General features: G+C 73.3%; 19 protein-coding genes. 10 read left to right on the forward strand and 9 right to left on the reverse strand.

The genetic code is table 11. From position 1 onward, the window contains the following. Positions 1-40 precede the first annotated feature (40 nt). A complete protein-coding gene (locus ACN27G_RS24760) occupies positions 41-1,666 on the reverse strand; it encodes a DUF885 domain-containing protein (RefSeq protein ID WP_421495156.1) in 1,626 nt (541 codons plus the stop codon). 162 nt (positions 1,667-1,828) lie between these two features. On the opposite strand from ACN27G_RS24760, the gene ACN27G_RS24765 reads away from it, so the two are divergent. Together ACN27G_RS24765 and ACN27G_RS24770 are read left to right on the forward strand one after the other, a co-directional pair. Next, entirely contained in the window at positions 1,829-2,410 is a 582-nt protein-coding gene (locus tag ACN27G_RS24765) for a redoxin domain-containing protein (protein WP_421495157.1), read from the forward strand. Positions 2,411-2,418: 8 nt separating this feature from the next. Beyond that, complete coding sequence (locus ACN27G_RS24770) at positions 2,419-3,282, forward strand: cytochrome c biogenesis CcdA family protein (RefSeq protein WP_421497448.1); 864 nt, start codon at positions 2,419-2,421, stop codon at positions 3,280-3,282. Between the two features lie 47 nt (positions 3,283-3,329). On the opposite strand, the gene ACN27G_RS24775 is transcribed toward ACN27G_RS24770, so the two are convergent. The 3 genes from ACN27G_RS24775 to mfd are packed head-to-tail and all read right to left on the reverse strand — an operon-like array spanning position 3,330 to position 8,781. Beyond that, entirely contained in the window at positions 3,330-4,346 is a 1,017-nt protein-coding gene (locus ACN27G_RS24775; protein WP_421497449.1) for a nucleoside triphosphate pyrophosphohydrolase, read from the reverse strand. Further along, entirely contained in the window at positions 4,343-5,128 is a 786-nt protein-coding gene (locus tag ACN27G_RS24780) for a hypothetical protein (RefSeq protein WP_421495158.1), read from the reverse strand. Before ACN27G_RS24780 ends, ACN27G_RS24775 begins: the two co-directional genes overlap by 4 nt. After that, entirely contained in the window at positions 5,125-8,781 is a 3,657-nt protein-coding gene (gene mfd / locus ACN27G_RS24785; RefSeq protein WP_421497450.1) for a transcription-repair coupling factor, read from the reverse strand. Before mfd ends, ACN27G_RS24780 begins: the two co-directional genes overlap by 4 nt. A gap of 662 nt (positions 8,782-9,443) precedes the next feature. Between mfd and ppc the strand changes: the two genes are divergently transcribed. Beyond that, positions 9,444-12,230 carry a phosphoenolpyruvate carboxylase gene (ppc, locus tag ACN27G_RS24790; protein ID WP_421495159.1) on the forward strand — a complete coding sequence of 929 codons (2,787 nt, stop codon included), beginning with the start codon at positions 9,444-9,446 and terminating at the stop codon, positions 12,228-12,230. Positions 12,231-12,553: 323 nt separating this feature from the next. Next, entirely contained in the window at positions 12,554-13,195 is a 642-nt protein-coding gene (locus ACN27G_RS24795; protein WP_421495160.1) for an N-acetylmuramoyl-L-alanine amidase, read from the forward strand. A gap of 136 nt (positions 13,196-13,331) precedes the next feature. On the opposite strand, the gene ACN27G_RS24800 is transcribed toward ACN27G_RS24795, so the two are convergent. The 4 genes from ACN27G_RS24800 to ACN27G_RS24815 all read right to left on the reverse strand — a co-directional run bounded on the left by ACN27G_RS24800 (position 13,332) and on the right by ACN27G_RS24815 (position 16,915). Beyond that, positions 13,332-14,042, reverse strand: a complete 711-nt coding sequence (locus ACN27G_RS24800; RefSeq protein WP_421495161.1) for an ABC transporter permease subunit — start codon at positions 14,040-14,042, stop codon at positions 13,332-13,334. A gap of 5 nt (positions 14,043-14,047) precedes the next feature. Beyond that, positions 14,048-14,959 (reverse strand): ABC transporter ATP-binding protein, encoded by a 912-nt coding sequence (locus tag ACN27G_RS24805; protein ID WP_421495162.1) that lies wholly within the window; start codon positions 14,957-14,959, stop codon positions 14,048-14,050. A 121-nt stretch (positions 14,960-15,080) separates the two neighbouring features. Further along, positions 15,081-15,965: an ABC transporter permease gene (locus tag ACN27G_RS24810; protein WP_421495163.1), complete on the reverse strand. Its 885-nt coding sequence runs from the start codon at positions 15,963-15,965 to the stop codon at positions 15,081-15,083. Then, positions 15,962-16,915, reverse strand: coding sequence for an ABC transporter ATP-binding protein (locus tag ACN27G_RS24815; protein WP_421495164.1), 954 nt, complete (start codon positions 16,913-16,915; stop codon positions 15,962-15,964). The genes ACN27G_RS24810 and ACN27G_RS24815 overlap by 4 nt, the downstream gene beginning before the upstream one ends. A gap of 177 nt (positions 16,916-17,092) precedes the next feature. On the opposite strand from ACN27G_RS24815, the gene ACN27G_RS24820 reads away from it, so the two are divergent. The 6 genes from ACN27G_RS24820 (at position 17,093) to ACN27G_RS24845 (ending at position 24,619) form a co-directional block, all read left to right on the forward strand. Then, entirely contained in the window at positions 17,093-17,770 is a 678-nt protein-coding gene (locus ACN27G_RS24820) for a DM13 domain-containing protein (protein ID WP_421497451.1), read from the forward strand. A 218-nt stretch (positions 17,771-17,988) separates the two neighbouring features. After that, entirely contained in the window at positions 17,989-19,515 is a 1,527-nt protein-coding gene (gene cysC, locus ACN27G_RS24825; RefSeq protein WP_421495165.1) for an adenylyl-sulfate kinase, read from the forward strand. 199 nt (positions 19,516-19,714) lie between these two features. Next, positions 19,715-21,874 (forward strand): beta-galactosidase, encoded by a 2,160-nt coding sequence (locus ACN27G_RS24830; RefSeq protein WP_421495166.1) that lies wholly within the window; start codon positions 19,715-19,717, stop codon positions 21,872-21,874. Continuing rightward, positions 21,874-22,653 carry a DeoR/GlpR family DNA-binding transcription regulator gene (locus ACN27G_RS24835; RefSeq protein ID WP_421495167.1) on the forward strand — a complete coding sequence of 260 codons (780 nt, stop codon included), beginning with the start codon at positions 21,874-21,876 and terminating at the stop codon, positions 22,651-22,653. Before ACN27G_RS24830 ends, ACN27G_RS24835 begins: the two co-directional genes overlap by 1 nt. Positions 22,654-22,756: 103 nt before the next feature. After that, the gene (galT, locus tag ACN27G_RS24840; RefSeq protein ID WP_421495168.1) at positions 22,757-23,836 is read left to right on the forward strand and encodes a galactose-1-phosphate uridylyltransferase; all 1,080 of its coding nucleotides are present in this window, start codon (positions 22,757-22,759) and stop codon (positions 23,834-23,836) included. 339 nt (positions 23,837-24,175) lie between these two features. Continuing rightward, positions 24,176-24,619 (forward strand): VOC family protein, encoded by a 444-nt coding sequence (locus tag ACN27G_RS24845; protein ID WP_421495169.1) that lies wholly within the window; start codon positions 24,176-24,178, stop codon positions 24,617-24,619. Between the two features lie 278 nt (positions 24,620-24,897). On the opposite strand, the gene ACN27G_RS24850 is transcribed toward ACN27G_RS24845, so the two are convergent. Further along, positions 24,898-26,115 carry an NADP-dependent isocitrate dehydrogenase gene (locus tag ACN27G_RS24850; protein WP_421495170.1) on the reverse strand — a complete coding sequence of 406 codons (1,218 nt, stop codon included), beginning with the start codon at positions 26,113-26,115 and terminating at the stop codon, positions 24,898-24,900. Positions 26,116-26,227: the final 112 nt, after the last annotated feature.

Consider the following 26,227-nt stretch of genomic DNA (forward strand, 5'->3'; position numbering starts at 1 on the left):
GTGGGAGCCGCTCCCGGCCGGGTGGGCCCACGCCGGGCCGTTACCCGTCGAGGCCGAGCAGGGCGGGCAGGTGGCGCGGCGCCGGGGAGCCGTGCGCGAGCATCGCGTCGTGCCACTCCCGCACCGGCACCCCGGCCGGCCGGCGCGCGGCGATCCCGGCCACCTGGTGGTAGCCGACGAAATAGGTGGAGAGCTGTGTCGAGGTGAGCAGGGCCCGGCGCCACTTGCCGGTCGCCTCGCCCTCCTCCTGGAAGCCCCGCCCGGTCATCAGCGCGAGCCCGTCGGACTCGGTCAGCTCCTCGCAGTGCACCAACTGGTCGAGGATCGCGTTGATGGTCATCCGGAGCTGCATCTTGAGCTGCTGCAACCGGACCGCCAGGCCGCCGTACCCCCGCTCGGCCATGGCCTCCTCGGCATAGACCGCCCAGCCCTCCACGAACGGCCCGGAGTGGCCGAGCGCGCGGGCCCGGCTGCTGCCCCGGTGGCGCCGGGCGTGCGCCAACTGGAGAAAGTGGCCCGGCACCGCCTCGTGCACCGTCAGATTGCGGATCATGTGCTCGTTGTACTCGCGGAAGAACGACTCGACCCGGGCCGCCGACCAGTCGGCCGGGGTGGGCGCGATGCAGTAGTACGTCGGCACCGCGGCGGTCTCCAGCGGCCCGGGCGCGTCGCAGTAGGCGACGGCGACTCCCCGGTCGTGTTCCGGCATCTCCCTGATCACGCAGTCGTCGTCGACCAGCGACACGAGCTCGGTGTCGGCGACGAAGTCGAGGACCTCGTCCAGGGTCGTCCGGGCCAGCCGCACCACCGAGGCGTTGTCGGGGTGCTCGTCGGCGAGCAGGGAGAGCGCCTGGCGTACCGCCTCGTCCGAGGGCGCGCCGCCGACCAGCTCCACCGCCGCCGCCCGGATCTCCTCGGTGACCCGATCCAGGTTCGCCCAGGCCGAGTCGAGCACCTGCCGGGCGCCGAGCTCGGTGTCGAGGGTGTGCCAGAGCCGGGCCTCCCAGAGCCGCCGTCCGAGCCGGGGATCCCGGCCGGGCCCGGGATCGTCCCGCAGGCCGGACCGGAGCCGGTCGGCGAAGGCGGTCAGCTCGCGTACCGCCGCCCGGGCGACCGGCTCGACCGTGCCGGCCAGGCCGGGTGCCTCGGCGAGCAGGGCGGGCACCTGGTCCCGGACCAGGGCCGCCGCCCCCTCGAACTGCCCGACGGCCGTCTCGGCGTGAATCCGGGGCACGTCGCGCAGCACCGCCCGGGCGGTCGCCAGCGCGTCCGGCACGGCGGCCAGCCGCCCGGCGAGGCTGGTCAGCCGTACGTCGGCCGGGGCGAACGGCCGGGCGAGCAGCGCGTGCAGCAGCGGGCCGGGGTTGTGCACCAGGGGGTTCCACTCGTGCGCCCGCACCTCGGCCAGCTCGAAGATGCCCCGGTCGACCAGGGCGGTGAGCACGGCGTGGTCGACCTGTTCCGGCACCGGCAGCTCCTCGGCGTCCACCTCGGAGAGCGCGTGGGCGGCGTCCCGCAGCATCGCCACCCGCCCCGCCACGGCGTCCACGGAACGGTCCGGCAATCGGTCGTCGACGCCGTGCTCGCCGACCGACGAGGCCAGCTCGGGGTCACTCGCCAGGAGTGCATCGACGATCCGCTCGGCAAGCGGCACGAATGGTGGCATGGAGGCCAACCTAGACGGGCCGGAGCGGCCCTGCCCGACGGGGCGCGGTATTGGACCGTCGGATGGTGCCGTCGGCACCGACGTAATCAGCCGGTAAGGGTTGTCCCGGGCCCGCTGTCGATAGATTGGCCTCCACCTGACGGGAGTACGTGGAGGGGTCGGATGGCACGGAGAGGTCGAGCGGCAGCACTGGTCGCCGCCATCACGCTCGCCCTGGCGGGCTGCGCGACGGAGCCGGGCACACCGGGCGGGACGGACGGGGGCCCGGCCCCGGCAACGCCCCCGAGTTCCGCCCCGGCACCGGCCGGGGAGACCGGGCCGCCGGGCACCGGGGCGGTGCCGGAGACGCTGCGGTTCACCGCCACCACCGTGGACGGCAAGCCGTTCGACGCCGCCGCGCTGTACGGCCGGCCGGTCGTGCTCTGGTTCTGGGCCGCGTGGTGCACCCGCTGCCGGGCCGCCGCCGACGACGTCGCCGCGACGCACCGGAGCTACGCCGACCGGGTGCACGTGGTCGGGGTCGCCGGGCTGAAGAGTGGCGACGGCGCGATGCGCGAGTTCGTCACCGGCCAGGGCATCGGCGGCTTCGTCAACCTCGCCGACGACGAGGGCGAGGTGTGGCGGCGGTTCGGCGTCACCAGCCAGGAGTACTACGTGCTGCTCGACGCCGCCGGCACGGTCGTGCACAGCGGAGCGCTGACGCCGGACGCGCTGCGCGAGCGGGTCGCCGCGCTGGCCGGGTGACGGTACCGGTGCTCGACGCCCCGTACGCCCTGGCCCTCGCCGCCGGGTTGCTGGCCGCGCTCAACCCGTGCGGGTTCGCCATGCTCCCCGCGTACCTGTCGTTCCTGGTGCTCGCCGACGGTGCCGCCGGACGGTCCCGGGCGGTCGGCCGGGCGCTCTGGTCGACCCTGGCGATGACGACCGGCTTCGTCGCGGTCTTCGGGGCGTTCGGCCTGCTCGCCGCGCCCGCCGCCGACCTGCTGGCCCGGCACCTGCCCTGGGTGGGCATCGTGATCGGTCTGGTCCTGGTCGGGCTCGGCGCCTGGCTGCTGGCCGGCCGCGAGCTGCCCGGCGCCGTCCCGAAGGTCGGTGCCTCCCCGGAGCTGACCCGCCGGTTCGGCTCGATGGCGCTCTTCGGCGCCTCCTACGCGGTCGCGTCGCTGGGCTGCACCGTCGGCCCGTTCCTCGCCGTGGTGGTGGCGGGCTTCCGCACCGATTCGGTCGCCGCCGGGGTCGGGCTCTTCCTCGCGTACGCCGCTGGCATGGCCCTGGTGGTCGGGCTGGCCGCCCTGGCGGTGGCCCTGGCCAAGGTCTCCCTGGTCCGTGCCCTGCGCCGGGCGGCGCCGGTCGTCGGGCGGGTCGCCGGTGGACTGCTGGTACTGGCCGGCGGCTACGTCGCCTGGTACGGCTGGTACGAGATCCGGGTCTTCCGGGGCGGCGCCGACGCGGACCCGGTGGTCGACACCGTCGCCACCGTCCAGGCCACGATCGCCGGCTGGGTGGACGGGCTCGGCCCCGGCCCGCTCGCGCTCATCTTCGCCGTTCTGCTGCTCGCCGGCACGACCGCGGGGGCGACGCTGCGGCTCCGGCGCAGGGCCCGCCGGCCGGGCTGAGCCTTCCGGGCCACACCGGGCGGGACACCACCCGGCATGCCCCGGCGTCAGGACGCCGGGTCGGAATCCCGTTCGGCGGCGCGGACCGTGGCCGCGTAGTCCAGGGTCGCCTGGCGCAGTGCCGCCTCCGCGTCCAGCCCTGCCGCCCGGGCCCGGGCCACCGTCTCCAGCAGGCCGGCGCCGAGCCGGGCCGTCTCGTCCGCCCCGGCGGCGGGCTCCGGCGGCGGCAGGTCGAGCCCGGCCCGCTCCACCCGGTGCAGCACCTTCGCCGCCAGCGCCAGCGCCGGCTGGGAGAGCGCGACGCCGTCCAGCACCGAGGTGAGGGGCTTCTCGGCCCGCTTGATCCGCTCCCAGTTCTCGGTGATCTCGTCGATGCCGCCGACCTCGGTGCCGGCGAAGACGTGCGGGTTGCGCCGGACCATCTTCGCCACCAGGCCGCCGGCCACGTCGTCGATCGACCAGCGCTCGCCCTCGGGCAGGTTCTCGGCCAGCCGGGCGTGCAGCACCACCTGCAACAGCACGTCGCCCAGCTCTTCGCGGAGCGCGCCGAGGTCGTCGGCGACGATCGCGTCGTACGCCTCGTAGCACTCCTCCAGCAGATAGCGGGCCAGGGTGGCGTGCGTCTGCGCCCGCTTCCACGGGTCACCGCCGGGCGAGGCGAGCCGGTCCATCACCGCCACCGCGTCGAGGAGCCGGGCGCCAGGCGGATCCCAGGAGCCGTACATCAGCTCCAGCTCGGCGAGCCCCGGCTCGCGGGCCAGCCGCAACCCCAGCTCGCGGGCGAGCTCCTCGTCGCCGGCCGGGCCGGCCAGCCAGACCGCCGCACCGTGCGCGGCGACCGTGGCCAGCAGGTCCGGCACCGGGGTCTCCGTGACGGTGACCTTGGCGCCCGCCGCGCGTACCGCCGTGCAGAGTTCGCTCTCGGCGCCGGCCAGCACCGGATGGACGCGTACGGCGTCCCAGGCCGCCGCCGTCAGCAGCCCGGCCGGCAGCCGGGGCGAGGTGACAAGCAACACGATCCGGCCGGTCGGGCCGGTCGGGCCGGTCGGGGCGGCGGCGCTCAGCGGGCGTCGATCACGGTGTCGGGGCCGTGCTGCCCGATCGGGACGACCAGCGCCGGACTGCTGTCCGAGAAGGTCAGCACCGGGTACTCCAGCGGCCGGTACCGGGGGTTGACGGTGACGTCGTAGCCCTCCAGCGCCTCGTGCAGGGCGTTGCGCATGGCCAGCGCCCGGCGCAACACGTCACCGTCGAGCTGCTGGCCGGCCTCGCCGTCCTTCGCGTCCGGCGGGATCACCCCGGCGACCCGCCCCCGGGCCACCACGTCCATCAGCTCCTCCTGGGTGGGCGCGACCGGCTGGGTCACCGGGATGCCGGCCCGGCAGGCGTCCAGCTCGGAGAAGAGCCGCACGTAGCGGGAGTCCGCCGGCAGGCCGGTCGCCTGGGCCACCTGCTCGATCGGGGCCTGCTCCGACGGGGTGAAGCCCTTGTCGGCGGCGAGCTTCAGGCAGACCTCCCGCATCGTCAGGGTGCTGACCACCTCGGTCCGGGTCGGCGCCTTCACCTCGGGCGCGCCCGGCGCGGGCGTGGCGCCGGGCTCGTCACCGCCCTGCGGCACCCTGTCCCGGACGTCGTCGAGGACCTCGGTCACCTCGTCCTCGGTGATCTTCTTGTCGCCGAGGTAGACGGCGACGCTGGAGTCGGACCGGCAGGCGGAGAGGGCGGTGGCGCCGAGGACGGCAATGACCGCGATCGAAGCCAGACGACGGGCACGCTGCATGCTCGACACTCTCTCACGCAGCCCGGCCACGGTCGGCACGGGGTCGGACCCGCCGGATGCGCTCACCTGGCCGGCTCCGCCCTCGCCGGCTCCGCCGTCGCCGACCTCGCGGGTTCGCCGAGCACGTCGCGGAGGAGCTGGGCACACCAGTCCAGCAGTGCCTGGTCGCGCAGTGGCTCGCCGCCGATCCGCCGGGTGGTCGGGCGGGGCACGCTCACCTGGTCGGTCGCGGACTTGTAGACCGCGTCCGGGTGGTAGCGCTTGAACCGGAGCTGCTTCGAGTCCGGCAACGGCAGCGGCGAGAACCGCAGGTGGCGGCCCTGGGCGGAGACGTCGGTCAGCCCGTACGCCCGGGCCAGCAGCCGGAACCGGGCCACCGCCACCAGGTTGGCGACCTGCGCGGGCGGCTCGCCGTAGCGGTCGCTCATCTCGGCCACCACCTCGGCCAGCCGGTCGGCGTCCCGGGCCTCGGCGAGCTTGCGGTACATCTCCAGGCGCAGCCGCTCGACGCCGATGTAGTCGTGCGGCAGGTGCGCGTCGACCGGCAGGTCGACCTTGATGTCGACCTCCTCCTCCGGCCGCTCACCCTTGAACGCCTGCACCGCCTCACCGACCATCCGGACGTAGAGGTCGAAACCGACCCCCTCGATGTGCCCGGACTGCTCGCCGCCGAGCAGGTTGCCGGCGCCCCGGATCTCCAGGTCCTTCATCGCCACGTACATCCCGGCGCCCAGCTCGGTGTGCTGGGCGATGGTGGCCAGCCGCTCGTGCGCGTGCTCGGTCAGCGGCTTCTCCGGCGGATAGAGGAAGTACGCGTACGCCCGCTCCCGACCCCGGCCGACCCGGCCCCGGATCTGGTGCAACTGGGCCAGCCCGAGCAGGTCGGCCCGCTCCACGATCAGCGTGTTGGCGTTCGGGATGTCGATCCCGGACTCGACGATCGTGGTGCAGACCAGGACGTCGTACTCCTTCTCCCAGAAGCCGACCATGACCTTCTCCAGGGCGTCCTCGCCCATCTGTCCGTGCGCGACCGCGACCCGGGCCTCCGGCACCAGCTCGCGGATCCGCCGGGCCGCCCGGTCGATCGACTCGACCCGGTTGTGCAGGTAGAAGACCTGACCGTCGCGGAGCAGTTCCCGGTGGATCGCGGCGGCCACCTGCCGGTCGTCGTACGCCCCGACGAAGGTCAGCACCGGGTGCCGCTCCTCCGGCGGGGTGGCGATGGTCGACATCTCCCGGATGCCGGTGATCGCCATCTCCAGGGTCCGGGGGATCGGCGTCGCCGACATGCTCAGCACGTCCACGGCGGTCCGGAGCTGCTTGAGGTGCTCCTTGTGCTCCACCCCGAAGCGCTGCTCCTCGTCCACCACCACCATGCCGAGCGACTTGAACCGGGTCGCCGCCTGGAGCAGCCGGTGGGTGCCGATCACGATGTCGGCGCCGCCGTCGGCGACGGCTGCCAGGGTCGCCTCGGCCTCCTTCGGGGTCTGGAACCGGGAGAGTTGCCTGATCGAGACGGGGAACTGCCCCATCCGCTCCGCGAAGGTGTTGTAGTGCTGCTGCGCCAGCAGCGTCGTCGGCACCAGCACCGCCACCTGCCGGCCGTCCTGCACCGCCTTGAAGGCGGCCCGGACCGCGATCTCGGTCTTGCCATAGCCGACGTCGCCACAGATCAGCCGGTCCATCGGGACCGGCTGCTCCATGTCCCGCTTGACCTCCTCGATCGCCGCGAGCTGGTCCGGCGTCTCGGTGTAGGGGAAGGCGTCCTCCAGCTCCCGCTGCCACGGCGTGTCCGGGGCGAACGCGTGCCCCTTGGACGCCTTGCGGGCGGCGTAGAGCTGCACGAGCTGGGCGGCGATCTCCCGGACCGCCCTGCGGGCCCGCGCCTTGGCCTTCTGCCACTCGGCACCGCCCATCTTGTGCAGCGCCGGGGTCTCGCCGCCGACATAGCGGGAGAGCTGGTCGAGCTGGTCGGTCGGGACGAAGAGCCGGTCACCGGGCTGGCCGCGCTTGCTGGCCGCGTACTCGATGACCAGGTATTCCCGGTCGGCGCCGTTGACGGTGCGCTGCACCAGCTCGACGTAGCGGCCGATGCCGTGCTGCTCGTGCACGACGTGGTCGCCGGCCCGCAGCTCCAGCGGGTCGATGGTGTTGCGCCGCCGGCTCGGCATCTTGCGCATGTCCCGGGTCGACGCGCCCCGGCCGCCGGTGATGTCGTTGCCGGTGACCACCGCGATCCGGGAGGTGGCGTCGGTGAAGCCGTGACCCAGCGAGCCGCAGGCCACGACGAGTTCCCCGGCGGCGGGCGGTGCCGGCACGGTCCCGGTCAGCGCCGCGCCGAGCCCGGCGTCCCGGAGCACCTCGACCGCGCGCTGCGCCGGCCCGTGCCCCTCGAAGACCAGCGCCACGCCCCAGCCGTCGCCGACCCAACGTTTGAGGTCGTCGACCACCCGGGCCGTCTCGCCGTGGTAGAGCGGCACCGGCTGGGCGTGCATCGCCAGCGACTCGCCCGCGTCCGGCACCACCGTCACCTCGGGCTCCGGCTCCACCGCCCACGGCTCGGGCGTGGCGGCCGGCCCGGGGGCGGCCTCCACCAGCCCGAACGGCGACGCCGACCACCAGGGCTGGCCCAGGGCGGCGGCGGTGGCGCGTACCTCTGCCAGGGTCTTGAAGGCGGCGGCGCCGAGGTCCACCGGGGCCTGGCCACCGGCGGCGGCCGCGGCCCAGCTCGCCTCCAGGAACTCCGCCGAGGTACGCACCAGGTCGTGCGCCCGGGTCCGGATCCGCTCCGGGTCGCAGAGCAGCACGTGGCTGCCGGTCGGCAGGCAGTGCAGCAGCAGCTCGAGCGAGTCCGCGCCGATCAGCGCCGGGGCGAGCGACTCCATCCCCTCGACCGGGATCCCCTCGGCGAGCCTGTCCAGGATCTCGGCCAGCTCCGGATGCTCCCCGGCCAGCTCGGCGGCGCGCCGCCGGACCGGGTCGGTGAGCAGCAGTTCCCGGCAGGGCGGTGCCCAGAGCGCCGGCACCGCCTCGATGGTCCGCTGGTCGGCGACGGCGAAGGTGCGGATCTCCTCCACCTCGTCGCCCCAGAACTCGACCCGGGACGGGTGCTCGTCGGTGGGCGGGAAGACGTCCAGGATGCCGCCCCGGACGGCGTACTCCCCGCGCTTGGTGACCAGGTCCACCCGGGCGTACGCCAGGTCGGTGAGCCGGCGGGCGGTCTCCTCCAGCCCGGCCCCGGCACCGGCGGCGAGCCGGACCGGCTCCAGGTCGCCGAGCCCCCTGAGCTGCGGCTGGAGCACCGAGCGGACCGGGGCGACCACCACCCGGACCGGCCCGGCGTGCTCGGCGAGGTCGGGGTGGGCCAGCCGGCGGAGCACGCCGAGCCGCCGGCCCACGGTGTCGGAGCGAGGCGAGAGCCGCTCGTGCGGCAGGGTCTCCCAGGCCGGATAGACCACCACCTGCTCCGGCGGCAGCAGGCTGCCCAGCGCGGCGGCCAGGTCGTCGGCCTCCCGGGTGGTGGCGGTGACGGCGAGCACCGGCCGCCCGGCGCCGCCCGCCTCCTCGCCGGCCGCCACGGCGGCGACCAGGAAGGGCCGCAGCGCAGGCGGGGCGGTCAGATCCAGCCCGTCGGCCTCCGCGCCGCCGGTGCGGGCAAGCGTTCGGGCCCGGGCCAGCGCGGGGTCGCGGAGCGCGGCGGTCAACAACCCGGTAAGCACACTGATCACACCTTCGAGCCTGGGCACGCGGAAGCGGCCCCGCGTCCGCGTCGGACGGGGGTCGGGGTGGGGTGCGGGAAGGACCTCCGCGCCGTCGCCATCGGAGCCGTCGCCATCGGAAGGGGCCCTCTCGGCACCGCCCCCAAGCCTATCCCCTGAGCCCGACAGCCTCCGGACCCCCGCCACCCCCGCCACCCCCGCCGCGCCCGCCGCGCCCCCGCGCCGCGCCCGCCGCGCCCCCGCGCCGCGCCCGCCGCGCCCCCGCGCCGCGCCCGCCGCGCCCCCGCGCCGCCCCCGCCGCGCCCCCGCGCCGCGCCCCCGCGCCGCGCGCGGTGGCCTGGACCGTCACCTGGACACCAGAGGCGTAATCCGCGCGCTTTGACGCCTCTGGTGTCCAGGTGACGGCGGCACCGGCGGTGTGGTGGGTGGGCGGATGACGGTCCGGAGGGGGAAGGAGCTCCGGGGGCGTGAGCAAGGTAACGGAGTTCGGCTGACCCGTCCGAAGGTCGACATAACGCACGTTCTGCCGGCGCTGGATACGCTCTACCAGTACCCGCGGCGGGGCGGGACGGCACGACTCTCGTTGGCGTTCCGGGACCGGCCGCCGATAACATCCACTTGTCGGACAACGCTGTCCTCCGTACTCGACCAGGGAGCGCACGGTGACCGACCAGCATGATCACGACGGGCCCGACGCCGCTCTGCGGGCCGACATCCGCCGCCTCGGCAAGCTCCTCGGCCAGACCCTGGCCCGCCAGGAGGGTCGGCCCCTGCTCGACCTGGTCGAGGAGATCCGCGCGCTGGTCCGGCAGGACGCGGAGGCCGCCGCCCAGCGGCTCGGTGCGATGGACGTGACCACCGGCACCAAGCTGGCCCGGGCCTTCTCCACCTACTTCCATCTGGCGAACATCACCGAGCAGGTGCACCGCTCCCGCGACCTGCGCCGGCAGCGGGCCACGCACGGCGGCTGGCTCGACCAGGCGGCCCGGCTGATCCGGGAGCGCGGCGTGCCGCCGGAGGAGATCGCCTCGGTCGCCCGCCGGCTCTCCGTCCGGCCGGTCTTCACCGCCCACCCGACCGAGGCGGCCCGCCGGTCGATCCTGTCGAAGCTGCGCGCCGTCGCCGACGAGCTCGACGCCGAGGCCGCCGCCGCCATCCTCTACGGGGCCAGCGACGAGGGCCCGGCGAGCCGGCGCCTCGCCGAGCTCCTCGACCTGCTCTGGCAGACCGACGAGCTGCGGCTCGACCGCCCCGACCCGACCGACGAGGCCCGCAACGCCATCTACTACCTCCGTGACCTCTACGCCGAGGCCGCCCCGCAGGTCCTCGACGACCTCGCCGACACGCTGCGCGGGCTGGGCGTGGAGACCGCGCCGACCGCCCGGCCGCTGACCTTCGGCACCTGGATCGGCGGCGACCGGGACGGCAACCCCTTCGTCACCCCCCAGGTCACCCGGGACGTGCTGCTGATCCAGCACGAGCACGGCATCCAGGCGACCGAGGCGGCGATGGAGGAGCTGATCAACGAGATCTCGGTCTCCCGCCGGCTGCGCGGGGTCTCCCTCGACCTCTCCGCCAGCCTCGCCAAGGACCTGGACGCGCTTCCCGAGGTCGCCGCCAGGTTCCGTCGGGTCAACGCCGAGGAGCCGTACCGGCTCAAGGCGCGGTGCGTCCGGGCGAAGCTCGCCAACACCCGGCGCCGGCTCAACCAGGGCACCCCGCACGTGCCCGGCCGGGACTACCGGGGCTCCGCCGACCTGCTGGCCGACCTGGAGCTGATGCGCGCCTCGCTGGCCCGCAACTCCGGTCAGCTCACCGCCGTCGGCCGGCTCGCCTCGGCGATCCGCACCGTCGCCGCGTTCGGCCCGCACCTGGCGACGATGGACATCCGGGAGCACGCCGAGGCGCACCACGTCGTCCTGGCGCAGTTCTACACCCAGGTCGGCGAGGTGCCGGACTATCCGGCGCTGAGCCGGACGGAGCGGACGAAGCTGCTCGCCGAGGAGCTGACCGGGCGCCGCCCTCTCTCCACCATGGACACCCCGCTGACCGAGGCGGCCCGCAAGACCTTCGACGTCTTCGGCGCCATCCGCGAGGTGCAGGAGCGGTTCGGGGTCGAGGTGATCGAGTCGTACATCATCTCGATGACACTCGGCGTCGACGACGTGCTGGCGGCGGTGGTGCTGGCCCGGGAGGCCGGGCTGATCGACGTGCACACCGGCCGGGCCCGGATCGGCTTCGTGCCGCTGTTGGAGACCCCGGGCGAGCTGGATGCCGGCGGTGAACTCCTCGACGAGATGCTGTCGCTGCCGGCGTACCGGGCGATCGTGGCGGCCCGGGGCGACGTCCAGGAGGTGATGCTCGGCTACTCCGACTCCAACAAGGAGGCCGGGATCACCACCTCGCAGTGGTCCATCCACCGGGCCCAGCGCGCGCTGCGGGACGTGGCCGCCCGGCACAACGTACGGCTGCGGCTCTTCCACGGCCGGGGCGGTACGGTCGGCCGGGGCGGCGGCCCGACGCACGAGGCGATCCTCGCCCAGCCCTACGGCACGCTGGACGGCGAGATCAAGGTCACCGAGCAGGGCGAGGTCATCTCCGACAAGTACACTCTGCCCTCGCTGGCCCGGGAGAACCTGGAGCTGACCCTCGCCGCGGTGCTGCAGAGCACCCTGCTGCACACCACGCCCCGACAGCCCGCCGAGGCGCTGGACCGCTGGGACGCCACCATGGACGTGGTCTCCGGCGCCGCCTACCGACGCTACCGGTCGCTTGTGGAAAACCCGGACCTGCCGGCCTACTTCTGGGCCTCCACCCCGACCGAGTTGCTCGGCGCGCTCAACATCGGCTCCCGGCCGGCGAAGCGCCCGAACACCGGGGCCGGACTCTCCGGGCTGCGCGCCATCCCGTGGGTCTTCGGCTGGACCCAGACCCGGCAGATCGTGCCGGGCTGGTTCGGCGTCGGCACCGGGCTGGCCGCCGCCCGCGAGGCCGGGATGGGCGACGTCCTGGCCGAGATGCACCGGGCCTGGCACTTCTTCGGCACGTTCCTGTCGAACGTCGAGATGATGCTGACCAAGACCGACCTGACCATCGCCCGGCGGTACGTCGAGACCCTGGTCCCCGAGCCGCTGCACCCGATCTTCCACCTGATCGAGGCGGAGTACGAGCTGACCAAGCAGGAGGTGCTGGCCATCACCTCCTCTCCCGCGCTGCTGGAGAACTCTCCGGTGCTGCAACGCACCCTCGCCGTCCGGGACACCTATCTGGAGCCGCTGCACCACCTCCAGGTGGCGCTGCTGCGGCAGTACCGCGACTCCGGCGCCGCCGGACGGGCCGTGGCCACCGCCCCGGGCGGCCGGCGTGCCCCGGGTGACGGGACCGCACTGGAACGGGCCCTGCTCACCACCGTCAACGGCATCGCCGCCGGGATGCGCAACACCGGCTGACCAGCCGGGCCTGACAAGCGGGTACCACTCGCACCGGACCAGGCCAGGAGGCGCACCCCACCGACGGTGGGTCGACCGCCGGATCCGGTCTTGACATCGACGTCCGTCGTGTCGAAAACTTACGGCAGCTTTTCCGACGGTGAAAGATACCGTCCGAACGCTGCCGGTGCAGGGCCATGGCGTTCCACCCGGCGGCGGGGCCCCGCACGCATGCCCGCACCCTCGACCTCATCCGTGACTCCCGCTGTCACGCCACCCCCGGTTTCGGCTGTCACATCCGCCCGTGGACGGCACCGTCCGTCCACATCCCCTGGGAGGAACTCATGTCCGACGCACCCCTCGTACGTAGACGGGTCCTGCTCGCCGCGGCCGCCGGTATCGTCGCCGCACCCCTGCTGGCCAGCCCGGCCCACGCCGCCACCCCCAAGATCTATCTCGACGCCGGGCACGGCGGCACCGACACCGGCGCGGTCGGAAACGGCCTCCAGGAGAAGGCTCTGACCCTCGACATCGCGTTGCGTACCCGCAGCTACCTGCAGAACAACTGGACCGTCTCGGTGCGCATGTCCCGCACCACGGACATCACCCGGAGTCTGGCCTGGCGGACCGACGACGCGAACGCCTGGGGCGCCAACATCTTCGTGAGCATCCACATCAACGCCGGCGGCGGCACCGGCTTCGAGAGCTACATCTACCCCACGGCCGGTGCGGCGACCCAGCGGCTCCAGGACGACGTGCACGCGGCCGTGCTGAGCAACGCCCGAAGCGTCGCCCCGGTCACCGACCGCGGCCAGAAGACGGCCAACTTCCACGTCCTGCGCGAGACCGTGATGGCGGCCGTGCTCACCGAGAACCTCTTCATCGACCGGGCCGCCGACGCCAACCTCCTCGGCCAGGCCACGTTCCGGCAGGCGCTCGCCGTCGGACACGCCCAGGGCATCGCCCGCTACTTCGGGCTGAGCTGACCGGGTCGCGCCTCCCTCGGTCGGGTCGCCCCCGCGCCTGCCGGGAGACACCTCGGCGGCGGTGAACCGGACCGGAGCCGCCGTCCCCTGACCGGGACGGCGGCTCCGGTACCGCGTCGAACCGCTCGCTACACCGTCAACTCGTCTCGCCGGCCACGCTGAACGAGCGCAGCCGGCGGATCGCCAGCAGGGTGAAGCCGACCGTGAAGAGCGCGCTCATCACGACCGCCACCGGCAGCGACACCGAACCGTCCAGCAGTGCCGTCGGCGCGATCCGGTCGGCCAGGGTCACCACGTAGTGCTGCACCGAGAGCACCCGGGTGCCGCTGACGATGTTGTTCAGCAGGCCCTCCCAGATCAGCACGTACACCAGGCCGAGCAGCACCGGACGTCGGGTGATCAGACTCAGCGCCAGGAAGAAGGCCGAGTACGCCAACGCGCCGACCGCGCTCGCCGCCGCCAGGCCGAGCCCGAAGCGTACGGAGTCGACCAGCACCCCGGCGACGTAGAGCGGAATGGCGGCGGTCAGCGCGGTGACCACGGTCGCCACCACGAGCTTCGGCAGCACGATCTGCCATCGGGGCAGCGGCTTGGTCAGGATGTGCAGCAGGGTCCCGTCGTCGATCTCGGAGCCGAGCACGCCCGTGCCGACGATCAGTGCGGTCACCGGCAGCAGCACGGCCAGCCCCAGCCCCAGCACCACGGGCGGACCCCACTCGCCCGGGTCGACCCCGGTCGACCGGGCCAGCACCGCCAGCCCGACCAGCAGGATCGGCAGCGGGAAGAGCAGCAGGAAGCGACGCCGGCCGAAGAGGCCACGCGCGGTGATCCAGGAAACAGTCGACATTGACGTCACGCCTCCACCAGGTAGGAGAAGACACTCTCCAGAGACTCGTCCGAGGGGAGCAACCGGCGTACCCGGATGCCGGAGGCCAGCGCGATCTTCGGCAGGGCCCGGGTGAAGCTGCCGTAGTCGCCGGCCCGGACGGTCAGCCCGTCCCGGCCGAGGTCCACCCCGTTCACCGAGGGCTGCCCGATCAGCTCCACCGCCAGCCGCCGGTCGTCGCTGGACTGCACCGCGAAGACGTGCGGCCGGTTGGTCATCAACCGCCGGATGGTCCGGAAGTCGCCGGAGGCGGCCAGCCGGCCCGAGACGATCACCTGGACGGTGCCGGAGACCTGCTCGACCTCCTCCAGGATGTGCGAGCTGAACAGGATCGTCCGGCCCTGACCGCCGAGCGTGTGCAGCAGCTCCATCATGTGCAGCCGCTGCCTCGGGTCCATCCCGTTGAAGGGCTCGTCCAGCAGCAGCACCTCCGGGTCGTGCACCAGCGCGGCGGCGACCCGGGCCCGCTGGCGCATGCCCTTGGAGTACGTACCGATCCGGCGGTCCTGCGCGTCGGTCAGCTCGACGAGCGCGATGGCCCGCCGCGCCGCCGCCTCCGGGTCGGCCAGGCCGTGCAGCCTGGCACTGGCGAGCACGAACTCGTACGCGCTGAGGAAGTCGTACACCGACTCGCGCTCGGTGACCAGGCCGAGCCGCCGGTAGACGGCGGGATTGCGCCAGGTGGGCTCGCCGCCGAGGGTCACCGTGCCCTTGGAGGGGGCCAGGAACCCGGCCATCATGTGCAGCACCGTGGTCTTGCCGGCGCCGTTCGGCCCGAGCAGCCCGGTCACCCCGGCGCCGAGACTCATCGACACGTCGTTGACCGCCACCACGTTGCCGTACCAGCGGGACACCGCGGCCAGTTCCAGATCCGTCATTTTGCAGTGCCGCCTTTCGTTCGCGACTGCGGGGCTCGCAAGACCGGCTCACTCCTCGCGCTCACCACACCACCATCCGTTCGCGACTGCGGGGCTCGCAAAACCGGCTCACTCCTCGCGCTCACTTTGCGGCGACCTTCCGGTAGCGGGCGAGCAGCAGCAGGATGCCGGCGGCGACCAGGCCGACCGCGACCAGGCCGTAGAGCGGGCCGTAGTTGCCGACGTCCGTTCCGCCGCCCGACTCGAAGAGCCAGTCCCCGACCCCGCCGACCAGGGTCACCGGGCTGGCCAGCCCGGCGAGCTGGCTCGCCGCCTCGTAGGGGAGCAGGAAGAGCACCCCGACCACCGGGGTGGTCACCAGGAACGCGCCGACGATCGCCCCGGCCGCGACGGCCCGGCGCCGGAGCAGGGAGGCGACCAGGAGCGCCACCACCGAGAAGACCACCGCGTGTACGGCGACGTAGCCGAGCGCCGGCAGGAAGTCACCGAGTTCGGACCAGACCGCCTTGAAGCCGTCCAGCATGAACGCGGCCCCGACGAACATCACCGTCAGCGGGACCCCGAGCATCAGGAACGTCGCCGAGACCAGTGCGGCCAGCTTGACCACCGCGTAGTCACCGCGGTGCAGCGGGCGGGCGAAGTAGAGCGGCAGCACCCCGCTGTGCAGGTCGCGGGAGGCGATCTCCGGCGCGACGATGGCGCAGAAGAAGATGATCAGCACGGTGAGCGTCTCGGGGAACTCGGCGTAGCTCATCGGCGCCTGGCCGGTCTGGGCCCGGACCGCGGTCAGCACCGCCGCGACCACCCCCACCACCCCGACGATCAACCAGGGGAAGATCTTCGCCTTGACGCTGCGCCCGAGCCCGAAGGCGGTACGCAGACTGTGCACGTAGAGCGCGCCGAGCAGGTGGCGCCGGCCGAGCCGGGGGCCGTCGTAGCGCCGGTAGCCGATGTCGTGGATGACCCCGGCCGGCCGGTCGGGCCGCTGCGTGTCGAGGGTGGTCATCGGGTGCCTCCCGGGGTCGCGCCGGCACCGACCGGCTCGGCCGGGCGGGCCGGATCGGCGGCGAAGAGTTCGACGACCCGGTGCCGGCGCTGGTCGAGCCGGTGCAGCGGCAGGTCCAGCTCGGCGACCGCCGTCAGGATCAGGTCGTAGGTCATGTCGTCCAGCAGCGGGACCAGCAGCAGCCGGCCCTCCCGCCGGACCGGCAGGTCGGCGGCGGCGAGCCGGGCGGCCAACTCCTCGGTGCCCTCGCTGACCTCCACCGAGAGCACCTCGGTCACCGCGGTCATGTCGGCGACCTGCGCCGACCGGAGCAGCCGGCCGCCCTCGATCGCGACCAGCGCGTCGCAGATCCGTTCCACCTCGCCGAGCAGGTGCGAGCAGACCAGCACCGAGATGCCGAACTCGGTGCCGATCCGCTCGATCAGGCTGAGCATGGCGTCCCGGCCGGCCGGGTCGAGCCCGTTGGTCGGCTCGTCGAGCAGCAGCAGGTCCGGGTCGTGCACCAGCGCCTGGGCGAGTTTGACCCGCTGCTTCATGCCGGTGGAGTAGCCCCCGATCTGGCGGTAGCGCTCCTCGTAGAGGCCGACGTGCCGCAGGGTCTCGGAGGCCCGTTCCCGGGCGGTGGTGCGGGGCAGCCCGCTCATCCGTCCCATGTGCGTCACGAACTCGGCGGCCGACAGGTCCGGCGGCAGGCAGTCGTGCTCGGGCATGTAGCCGACCCGGGCACGAACCTCGTGCCCCTGCACCGTCGGGTCGAGGCCGAGCACCCGGGCCTGCCCGCCGGTCGGTTCGAGCAGACCGAGCATGATCTTGATAAAGGTCGACTTGCCGGCTCCGTTGGCCCCGACCAGACCGACGATGCCCGGCTCGACGGTGACCGTCAGGTCGGACAACGCGGTCACGCGATTGCCGTACGTCTTGGTCAGCGACTGGGTCGCGATCAGTGTCACGCCTGCCAGAGTATGGCCGGCGGGCCATACCGGACGCCCTGAACCCACCCTGGAAGTACCCTGAATAGTCCGCCGGCCGCGCCCGGCTCCCCTAGGGGCCGGGGTAAGACTTTGGTAAGGCGTCCGGCACCACGCGGCGGGCCGTGATCGGGTTGACTGGGTGGCATGTCACGCGGTCTGTCCCGTCGTCTGCTCCGCGCCCCGGTGACCTGGGTGGTCGCCGCCGTCCTCGTGGCCGCCGCGGCCTTCGGCGGCTACTGGTTCCAACCGTGGAAGCTCGTCGTCGACCAGACCGTCGCCGAGCGGCTCACCGACCCGGCCCCGGAACCACCGGCCGGCACCGGGCCGACCGGAACGGCCTCGCCCGGCGGAACGGCCTCGCCCGGCGGACCGGCGTCCTCCGGCGGGTCGGCGTCACCGGGCGGGCCGGCGTCACCGGGCGGGCCGGGAGGATCGGCGCCGACGACGACCGCCGCGCCGGATCCGGCCGCCGGGCGACCGGTGCTGCTGCGCAGCGGTGGCTTCGTCACGCACGAGCACCGGACCAGCGGTACGGCCCGGATCGTCCGCGACCCGAGCGGCCGGCACCGGCTGGAACTGGTCGACCTGGACACCTCCAATGGGCCCGACCTGCGGGTCTGGCTCACCGATCAGCCGGTGCGCGAGGGCACGGCCGGCTGGCACGTCTTCGACGACGGCCGCTGGGTCGAGCTCGGCCGGCTGAAGGGGAACCGCGGCGACCAAGCGTACGCCATCCCGGCCGGCACCGACCTCGACCGGCTGCGTAGCGTATCCATCTGGTGCCGGCGCTTTGCGGTATCGTTCGGCGCGGCCGAACTCCGCCCGGTTGGGTAACCTCCACCCGACCACCGGCCGCACGAGGTGCCACCGCGCGGGCTGCCACCGGACCAGGTGCCACCGGACCAGGTGCCACCGGACGGGATGGGCACCGGCGGCGGCACCGACGGCCGGGGCGTCACCGGTCGGCACGTCCAAACGGGAGTGCCGGTCTCGACCGATCGGCGCCCGGCTGAGAAACTGTGTGCCGGCCGGCCGGGTAGTTGGGGGTGCGGATGAGCAACGGGTGGGTGCTGCCCGATGAGCTGCTGCGTGACGCTCCGGCGTACACGCCGCGCCCGTATGAGCTGGCCGACCTGGAGTTGCTGCTCTCCGGGGCGTACGCCCCGCTCACCGGCTTCCTGGGCCGGGCCGACCTGGCCTCGGTGGCCCGGCGCGGCCGGCTCGCCGACGGCGACGCCTGGCCGGTGCCGGTGACCCTGCAGGTCCCGGGTGAGCTGGTCAGCGGCCTCGACCTGGCCAACCCGGTCGAGCGCGGGCTGGTCCTCACCGACCCGGAGGGGGCGCCGACCGCCCTGCTCGAGGTCGCCGACCTCTGGCCCACCACCCAGGGCTGGTACGGCGTCGGCGGCCCGGTACGCCGGATCGGCGACGGCGGCCACGGCCCGTTCCAGCGGCTCCGCCGCCCACCGGCCGAGGTCCGGGAGCTGCTGCCCCCGGGCCGGGTGCTCGGGGTCATCGCCGACCGGCCGCTGCACCGGCCCCAGCTCGCGCAGATCGCCCACGCGGTCCGGGCACTCGCCGCCCACCTGCTCATCCTCGTCCCGGTCGCCGACACCAACCCCGACGGGCTGCCGCCGGAGGTGCTGGTCCGCAGCGTCTTCGGCGCGCGGGACCGGATGCCCCCGGTCACCATCGTCGCGGTACCGCTCGCCCGGCGCGGCGACGACATCTGGGACGCGCTGCTGCGGGCCCGGGTGGCCCGGGCCTACGGGGTGACCCACGTCCTCTCCACCACCGAGATGGTCACCGGCGGCGGGCTGCGCATGCTGGTCCCGCGCGAGCTGGCCTACGACAACCGGGACGGCCAGTGGCGGTGGCGGGACGACATCCCGCCCCGCAACCGGCGGCTGCCGCTGGAGCAGGCCGAGATCGAGGACCTGCTCGACCGGGGCTTCCCGCTGCCCGAGTGGCACACCCCGCCGGCGGTGGCCAAGGAACTCGTCCGGGCCCGGCCACCCCGCCGGCACCGGGGTCTGGTGGTCTTCTTCACCGGCCTCTCCGGCTCTGGCAAGTCGACCGTGGCCCGTGGCCTCGCCGACACGCTGCGGGAGAGCGGCGACCGCACCATCACCCTGCTCGACGGCGACGTGGTCCGCCGGGAACTCTCCGCCGGGCTCGGCTTCAGCCGGGCCGACCGCGACCTGAACGTCCGCCGGATCGGCTGGGTCGCCGCCGAGGTGGGCCGGCACCGAGGACTCGCCGTCTGCTGCCCGATCGCGCCGTACGCCCGGGCCCGGGCCACGGCCCGGGAGATGGCCCGGCAGGCGGGCGCCGGTTTCGTCCTGGTGCACGTCGCCACCCCGCTCGCGGTCTGCGAGCAGCGCGACCGCAAGGGCCTCTACGCCCGCGCCCGCGCCGGCAAGCTCACCGGGATGACCGGCGTCGACGACCCGTACGAGGAGCCGACCGACGCCGATCTGGTGCTGGACACCACGGACCTGACGGTCGAGGAGTCCGTACAGCTGGTGCTGGCACACCTGACCGAGACCGGCTGGGTGGAGTCCCGCCTCCAGATGTAAGGAAGGGCCCCTTCTTATCGCTTTCTGTATAAAAAGGGCCCCCGCCTAACACGCGCCCACACCTCACACCCCACACCCACACCTCACACCCGCATCCCCTTACCCCGGCCGCCTGGCGTGCGGTAGTGTTCATATCTGTTGAATTGCGTGCGAGCGCGTTGGAGGCGGTGTGGGCAACCTGGTGCCGAGGATCGAAGGGTTGAGTTACGGGGGCGACTACAACCCGGAGCAGTGGCCCGAGGAGGTCTGGGCGCAGGATGTCGCGCTGATGCGCGAGGCCGGGGTCAACCTGGTCACCGTCGGCGTCTTCGCCTGGGCCTGGCTCGAACCGGCCCCCGGGGCGTACGACTTCGACCGGCTGGACCGGATCATGGACGGGCTGCACACCGGAGGGATCCGGGTCTGCCTGGCCACCGCCACCGCCTCGCCGCCGACCTGGTTCTCCCACGCCCACCCGGAGACGCTGCCGGTGGAGGCCGACGGCCGGCGGCTGACCTACGGCAGCCGGCAGGCCATCTGCCCCAGCTCGCCGGTCTACCGGCGGGCCGCGCTCGCCCTGACCGAGCAGCTCGCCCGGCGCTACGCCGACCATCCGGCACTGGCGGCCTGGCACGTGCACAACGAGTACGCCTGCCACAACGCGCACTGCTACTGCGACGTCTCGGCCGAGGCGTTCCGGGCCTGGCTGCGGCACCGCCACGGCGATCTCGACGGCCTCAACGCCGCCTGGGGTACGGCGTTCTGGTCGCAGACCTACACCGACTGGGCACAGGTGCAGCCGCCCCGGGCCACCCCGACCTCGTCCAACCCCGGCCAGGTGCTCGACTTCAAGCGGTTCAGCTCGGACGAGCACCTGGCCTGTTTCACCGCCGAGCGGGACGCGCTGCACCGGCTCTCCCCCGGGGTGCCGATCACCACCAACCTGATGACGGCGAGCTGCGTCAACCTGGACTACTGGGCCTGGGGCCGGGAGCTGACCGGCCCGGACCGGCTGCTCTCCAACGACCACTACCTGCTCGGCGAGCATCCCCTCGAACCGCCGGCCCAGATCGCCTTCGCCGCGGACCTGAGCAGGTCGCTGGCGGGCGGCCCGTGGCTGCTGATGGAACACTCCACCAGCGCGGTCAACTGGCAGCCCCGCAACCTGGCCAAACCCGCCGGCCAGCTCGTCCGGGACGCCTTGGCGCACGTGGCCCGGGGCTCCGAGGGCGCCCTCTTCTTCCAGTGGCGGGCCAGCCGGGCGGGCTCGGAGAAGTGGCACTCGGCGATGCTGCCGCACGCCGGCACCGACTCGAAGATCTGGCGCGAGGTGGTCCAGCTCGGCCGGCACCTGCGGGCGCTCGCCGAGGTCGAGGGCTCGCGGACCGAGGCCGAGGTCGCGGTGCTGCTCGACTACTCCAGCGTCTGGGCGCAGGAGGCGGCCAACCAGCCCAGCGCCGACATGGTCGCCTTCGACGAGATCCGGCGCTGGCACGGCGCGCTGTGGCGGGCCGGGATCACCGCCGACCTGGCGCCGCCCGGTGCCGACCTGAGCGGCTACAAGCTGGTACTCGCACCCGCGCTCTACCTGCTCGACGACGCGGCCGCGGCCAACCTCACCCGGTACGCCGACTCCGGCGGCACCCTGGTGGTCGGCCCGTACAGCGGGCTGGTCGACGAGTGCGACCGGGTCCGCCCGGCCCCGCTGCCCGGCGCCCTCGCCGAGCTGCTCGGCATCCGGGTCGAGGAGTTCTTCCCGCTCCCCGCCGCCGGCACGGTCCGCCTCGACGACGGCACCACGGCGGAGGTCTGGACCGAGGCGCTGGTCGCCCCCGGGGCCGAGGTGCTGGTGCGCTACGACAACGGGCCGGTGGCCGGCGCCCCGGCGATCACCCGCCGCAGCACCGGGTACGGCCGGAACAACGGAGACAGCCGGAACAACAGAGACAGGCAGGACAACAGAGACAGGCAGGACAGGGAGGACAGCCGGGACGGCGGGGACAACGGAGACAGCCGGGACGGCGGAGACGGCGGGGCCGCCTGGTATCTCGGTACCCGGGTGGAGACGACCGCGCTCGGCCGGCTGCTGCGCACGATCGCGGAGCAGGCCGGTGCCGGGCCGGCGCAGGCGCCCGTACCCGGAGTGGAGCAGATCCGGCGGCGGCACCCGGACGGCCGGTCGTACCTCTTCCTGCTCAACCACGCCGACCGGCCGGCGGAGGTCGACGCGGCCGGCACCGACCTGCTGACCGGCACCCGGTGGGCCGGGCCGACCCGGGTCGAGCCGAGCGGCGTCGCGGTGCTGGCCACCGCGCCGGCAGCGCCGCACTCCGACCCGGCCGGAGGGCCGACGGAGCCGGATCCGGCCGGGATGGCCTGATGCTCGCCCAGCAGCGGCAGGAGGCGATCCTGCACCGGGTCCGCACCGCCGGCGGGGTCCGGGTCACCGAGCTGGCCGGCGAGTTCGGCGTCTCGGACATGACCATCCGGCGCGACCTGGAGGCGCTGGCCGAACGCGGCCTGCTGGCCAAGGTGCACGGCGGCGCGACCACCGCCCGGCCCGGCTCCACCGACGAGCCGGGCTTCGCGGCCAAGTCGGTCCGGCAGCGGGGCGAGAAGGCCGCCATCGCGGCCGAGGCCGCCCGGCTGGTCACCCCCGGGATGGCGGTCGCGCTCTCCGCCGGTACGACCACAGCCGAGCTCGCACACCGGCTGGTCGCCGTGCCGGGACTGACCGTGGTGACCAACTCGATCCCGGTCGCCGAGATCCTGCACCGCTCCGGCCGCCCGGACCAGACGGTGGTACTCACCGGCGGGGTACGTACCCCGTCCGACGCGCTGGTCGGACCGGTGGCGGTGGCCGCGATCCGCTCGCTCCACCTCGACGTGGTCTTCCTCGGGGTGCACGGGATGAGCGAGCGGGCCGGGTTCAGCACGCCGAACCTGCTGGAGGCGGAGACCAACCGGGCCCTGGTGGCCGCGGCGGACCGACTGGTGGTGCTCGCCGACTCCACCAAGTGGGCGACGGTGGGCATCTCCTCCTTCGCCGACCTGGCCGAGGCGGAGGCCGTGGTGTCGGACTCCGGCCTCGCCGAACCGGACCGGGAGGTCATCCGGGCCGCCGGCCCGGAACTCCTGGTCTGCGAGGTGCCGGCGTGAGGACTGTCCTGGAAGGTGCCGGCGTGAGGACTGTCCTGGAAGGTGCCGGCGTGAGGACTGTCCTGGGAGATGCCGGCGTGGAGTTGCTCTGTGAGGTGACGGCGTGAAGCGGACCGAGATCAAGCTGGCCGACGGGCGCGAGCTGATCTACTTTGACGAGCACCCGGACGCGGTGCGGGACGAACCGGACCGGCGCGACCTGCCGCCGCCACCACCCGCCTCGCAGCTCCGGTACGACCCGTTGGTCGACGAGTGGGTGGCGGTCGCCGCACACCGGCAGGGCCGGATCTTCCTGCCCCCCAGCGACCAGTGCCCGCTCTGCCCGTCCACTCCGGAGCGTTCGAGCGAGATCCCCGCGTACGACTACGACGTGGTGGTCTTCGAGAACCGTTTCCCGTCGTTCAGCGACCGTCCCGGCGACCTGCCCGGCGAGATCACCCCGTACACGCCGGTGCGGCCGGGGACGGGGCGGTGCGAGGTGGTCTGCTTCACCGCCGACCACTCCGCGTCGTTCGGCACCCTGCCACCGGAGCGGGTGCGCACCGTGCTGGACGCGCTCGCCGACCGGACCGGAGCGCTCGGCGAACTGCCCGGGGTGGAGCAGGTCTTCTGCTTCGAGAACCGGGGGGTGGAGATCGGCGTGACCCTGCACCACCCGCACGGGCAGATCTATGCGTACCCGTTCCTGCCGCCGCGTACCCGGGCGATGCTGGCCGCCGCCCGGCGGCACGCGGAACGCACCGGCGGGCGCAACCTCTACGCCGACGTCTTCGCCGCCGAACGTGCCGCCGGGGAGCGGGTGGTGCTGGCCAACGACCACTGGACCGCGTACGTCCCGGCCGCCGCCCGCTGGCCCTTCGAGGTGCACCTGGCACCGCACCGGCCGGTGCCGGACATCCCCGCCCTGGACGACGCCGAGCGGGACGCCTTCGGCCCGATCTACCTGGAGCTGCTGCGCCGGCTCGACCGGCTCTTCGACCGGCCGCTGCCGTACATCTCGGCCTGGCACCAGGCGCCGGTACGGGTCGACCGGGAGCTCGGACACCTGCACCTGCAGGTGTTCAGCATCCGGCGGGCGGCGGACAAGCTGAAGTACCTGGCCGGCTCGGAGTCGGCGATGGGGGTCTTCATCAACGACATCGCGCCGGAGCGGGCCGCCCAACTGATCCGCGACGCCGGCTGAGCCTCGGGTGCCGGGCCGCGGGTCCCGTCGGGCCGCGGGACCCGTCGGACTGCGGAACTGTCGGTGCCGCGCCCTGGGTTGCCGGGATGACCAACCCGACGGCGTCCGATCGGCTCCGCGCGGCGATGGAGGCCCGGGTCGCCCGTGCAGAGCTGCCCGGCCTGGTCACGGTGGTGTCCCGGGTGACCTGGTCCACGTCCACCTGATCGGACAGGAGCGGGTCGACGGCCCGACGACACCGGGCCGGCCGCCCGGCCGACCACCGTCGAGGACCTGCTGACCTTCCGGGCTGGGCCGTACCAGGGGCGGCCTGCGGTGCGGGCTGCCAGAATCCCCTGCATGGAACAGCGCGTGCACTTCATCACGGTGGCCACCCGGGATCTCGACGCGGTCCGTCGCTTCTACGTCGACGGTCTCGGCTGGACGGCGACGATGGACGTGCCGGACGAGATCCTCTTCTTCCAGGTGGGCCCGGGGGTGATGCTCGGGCTCTTCGACGCGGAGGCGTTCGCCGCCGACCTCGGTGCCGGCACGCCGGTGCTGCCCGCCCCCGTCGGGTGCACCCTGTCGCACAACGTCGAGAGCCCGGCGGAGGTGGACCGGGTGCTGGAGCAGGCCGCCACCGCCGGGGCGACGATCGTCAAGCCGGGGCAGCACGCCGCCTTCGGCGGCTACCACGGGCACTTCGCGGATCCGAACGAGCTGCTCTGGGAGGTCGCGTACAACCCGGGCTGGCAGGTCGCCGAGGACGGCCGGGTGACCCTCGGCCCGGCCGACGAGTAGGCGAGAAGGCGAGATGAGGGCGCGGGGGGCCCGGGACAGGGCCCCCCGCAGGGAAGGGACGGCCGGCTGTGCGCAACAGCCGGGAAGACCGTCCGTCCGGTACGGGCCTCTCGCGGCGACCTCAGACCGGGCCGGTCTTCCTGGACGCGACTGGCATCACGTCCACCTCGTTCAACGAGTCGCCACCATCGCCAGTAACGGCACAAAGGGGTGGATGTTGACGACTTGTTGCTGTCGGAGCGACAACAAGTCGTCAACATCCACCCGAGACGGTGCGATCAGGCGGCGAGCCGGCGAGCCAGGTTGTTGTCCAGGGCGGCCATGAACTCGTCGGTGGTGAGCCACGGGGCGTCGCGGGAGATGAGCAGCGCCAGGTCCTTGGTCATCTGGCCACCCTCGACGGTCTCCACGCAGACCCGCTCCAGGGTCTCGGCGAACCGGGTCACCTCCGGGGTACCGTCCAGCTTGCCCCGGTGCGCCAGGCCGCGGGTCCAGGCGAAGATCGACGCGATCGGGTTGGTCGAGGTCTTCTCGCCCTTCTGCCACTGCCGGTAGTGCCGGGTGACCGTGCCGTGCGCCGCCTCGGCCTCCACCGTACGGCCGTCCGGGGTCATCAGCACCGAGGTCATCAGGCCCAGCGAGCCGAAGCCCTGCGCCACGGTGTCGGACTGCACGTCACCGTCGTAGTTCTTGCAGGCCCAGACGAAGCCGCCCTCCCACTTCAGCGCGGCGGCGACCATGTCGTCGATCAGCCGGTGCTCGTAGGTGATCCCGGCGGCGTCGAACTCCGATTTGAACTCGGCCTCGAAGACCTCGGCGAAGATGTCCTTGAACCGGCCGTCGTACGCCTTGAGGATGGTGTTCTTGGTGGACAGGTAGACCGGGTAGCCGCGGTCCAGGCCGTACCGGAAGGAGGCCCGGGCGAAATCCCGGATCGAGTCGTCGAAGTTGTACATCCCCATCGTGACGCCGCCACCGGGGAAGTTCGCCACCTCCATCTCGACCGGGGCGCCGCCGTCGGCCGGGGTGTAGGTGATGGTGACCGTGCCCGGCCCGGGCACCACGAAGTCGGTCGCCTTGTACTGGTCGCCGTGGGCGTGCCGGCCGATGATGATCGGCTTGCTCCAGCCCGGCACCAGCCGGGGCACGTTGGACATGATGATCGGCTCGCGGAAGACCACGCCGCCGAGGATGTTCCGGATGGTGCCGTTCGGCGAGCGCCACATCTTCTTCAGGCCGAACTCCTCGACCCGGGCCTCGTCCGGGGTGATGGTGGCGCACTTCACGCCGACGCCGTGCTGCTTGATCGCGTTGGCGGCGTCGACCGTCACCTGGTCGTCGGTCTCGTCGCGGTACTGGATCGACAGGTCGTAGTAGTGCAGGTCGACGTCGAGGTACGGCAGGATCAACTGTTCGCGGATCTGCTTCCAGATGATCCGGGTCATCTCGTCGCCGTCGAGTTCTACCACCGGATTCGTAACCTTGATCTTCGCCATCGGGCGACGCTCCTCTCCGGGACATCTGCGTTAACAGTACGAGCGTACTGGAGGGCGCGGGGCTGCCGCACACTGCCTGCCGTGCTCGGCCGCCCGGGGTGGGTCCGACCGG

It is taken from the genome of Plantactinospora sp. WMMB334, from assembly GCF_049179095.1.
In the GTDB taxonomy this organism is placed as follows: Bacteria; Actinomycetota; Actinomycetes; order Mycobacteriales; family Micromonosporaceae; genus Plantactinospora.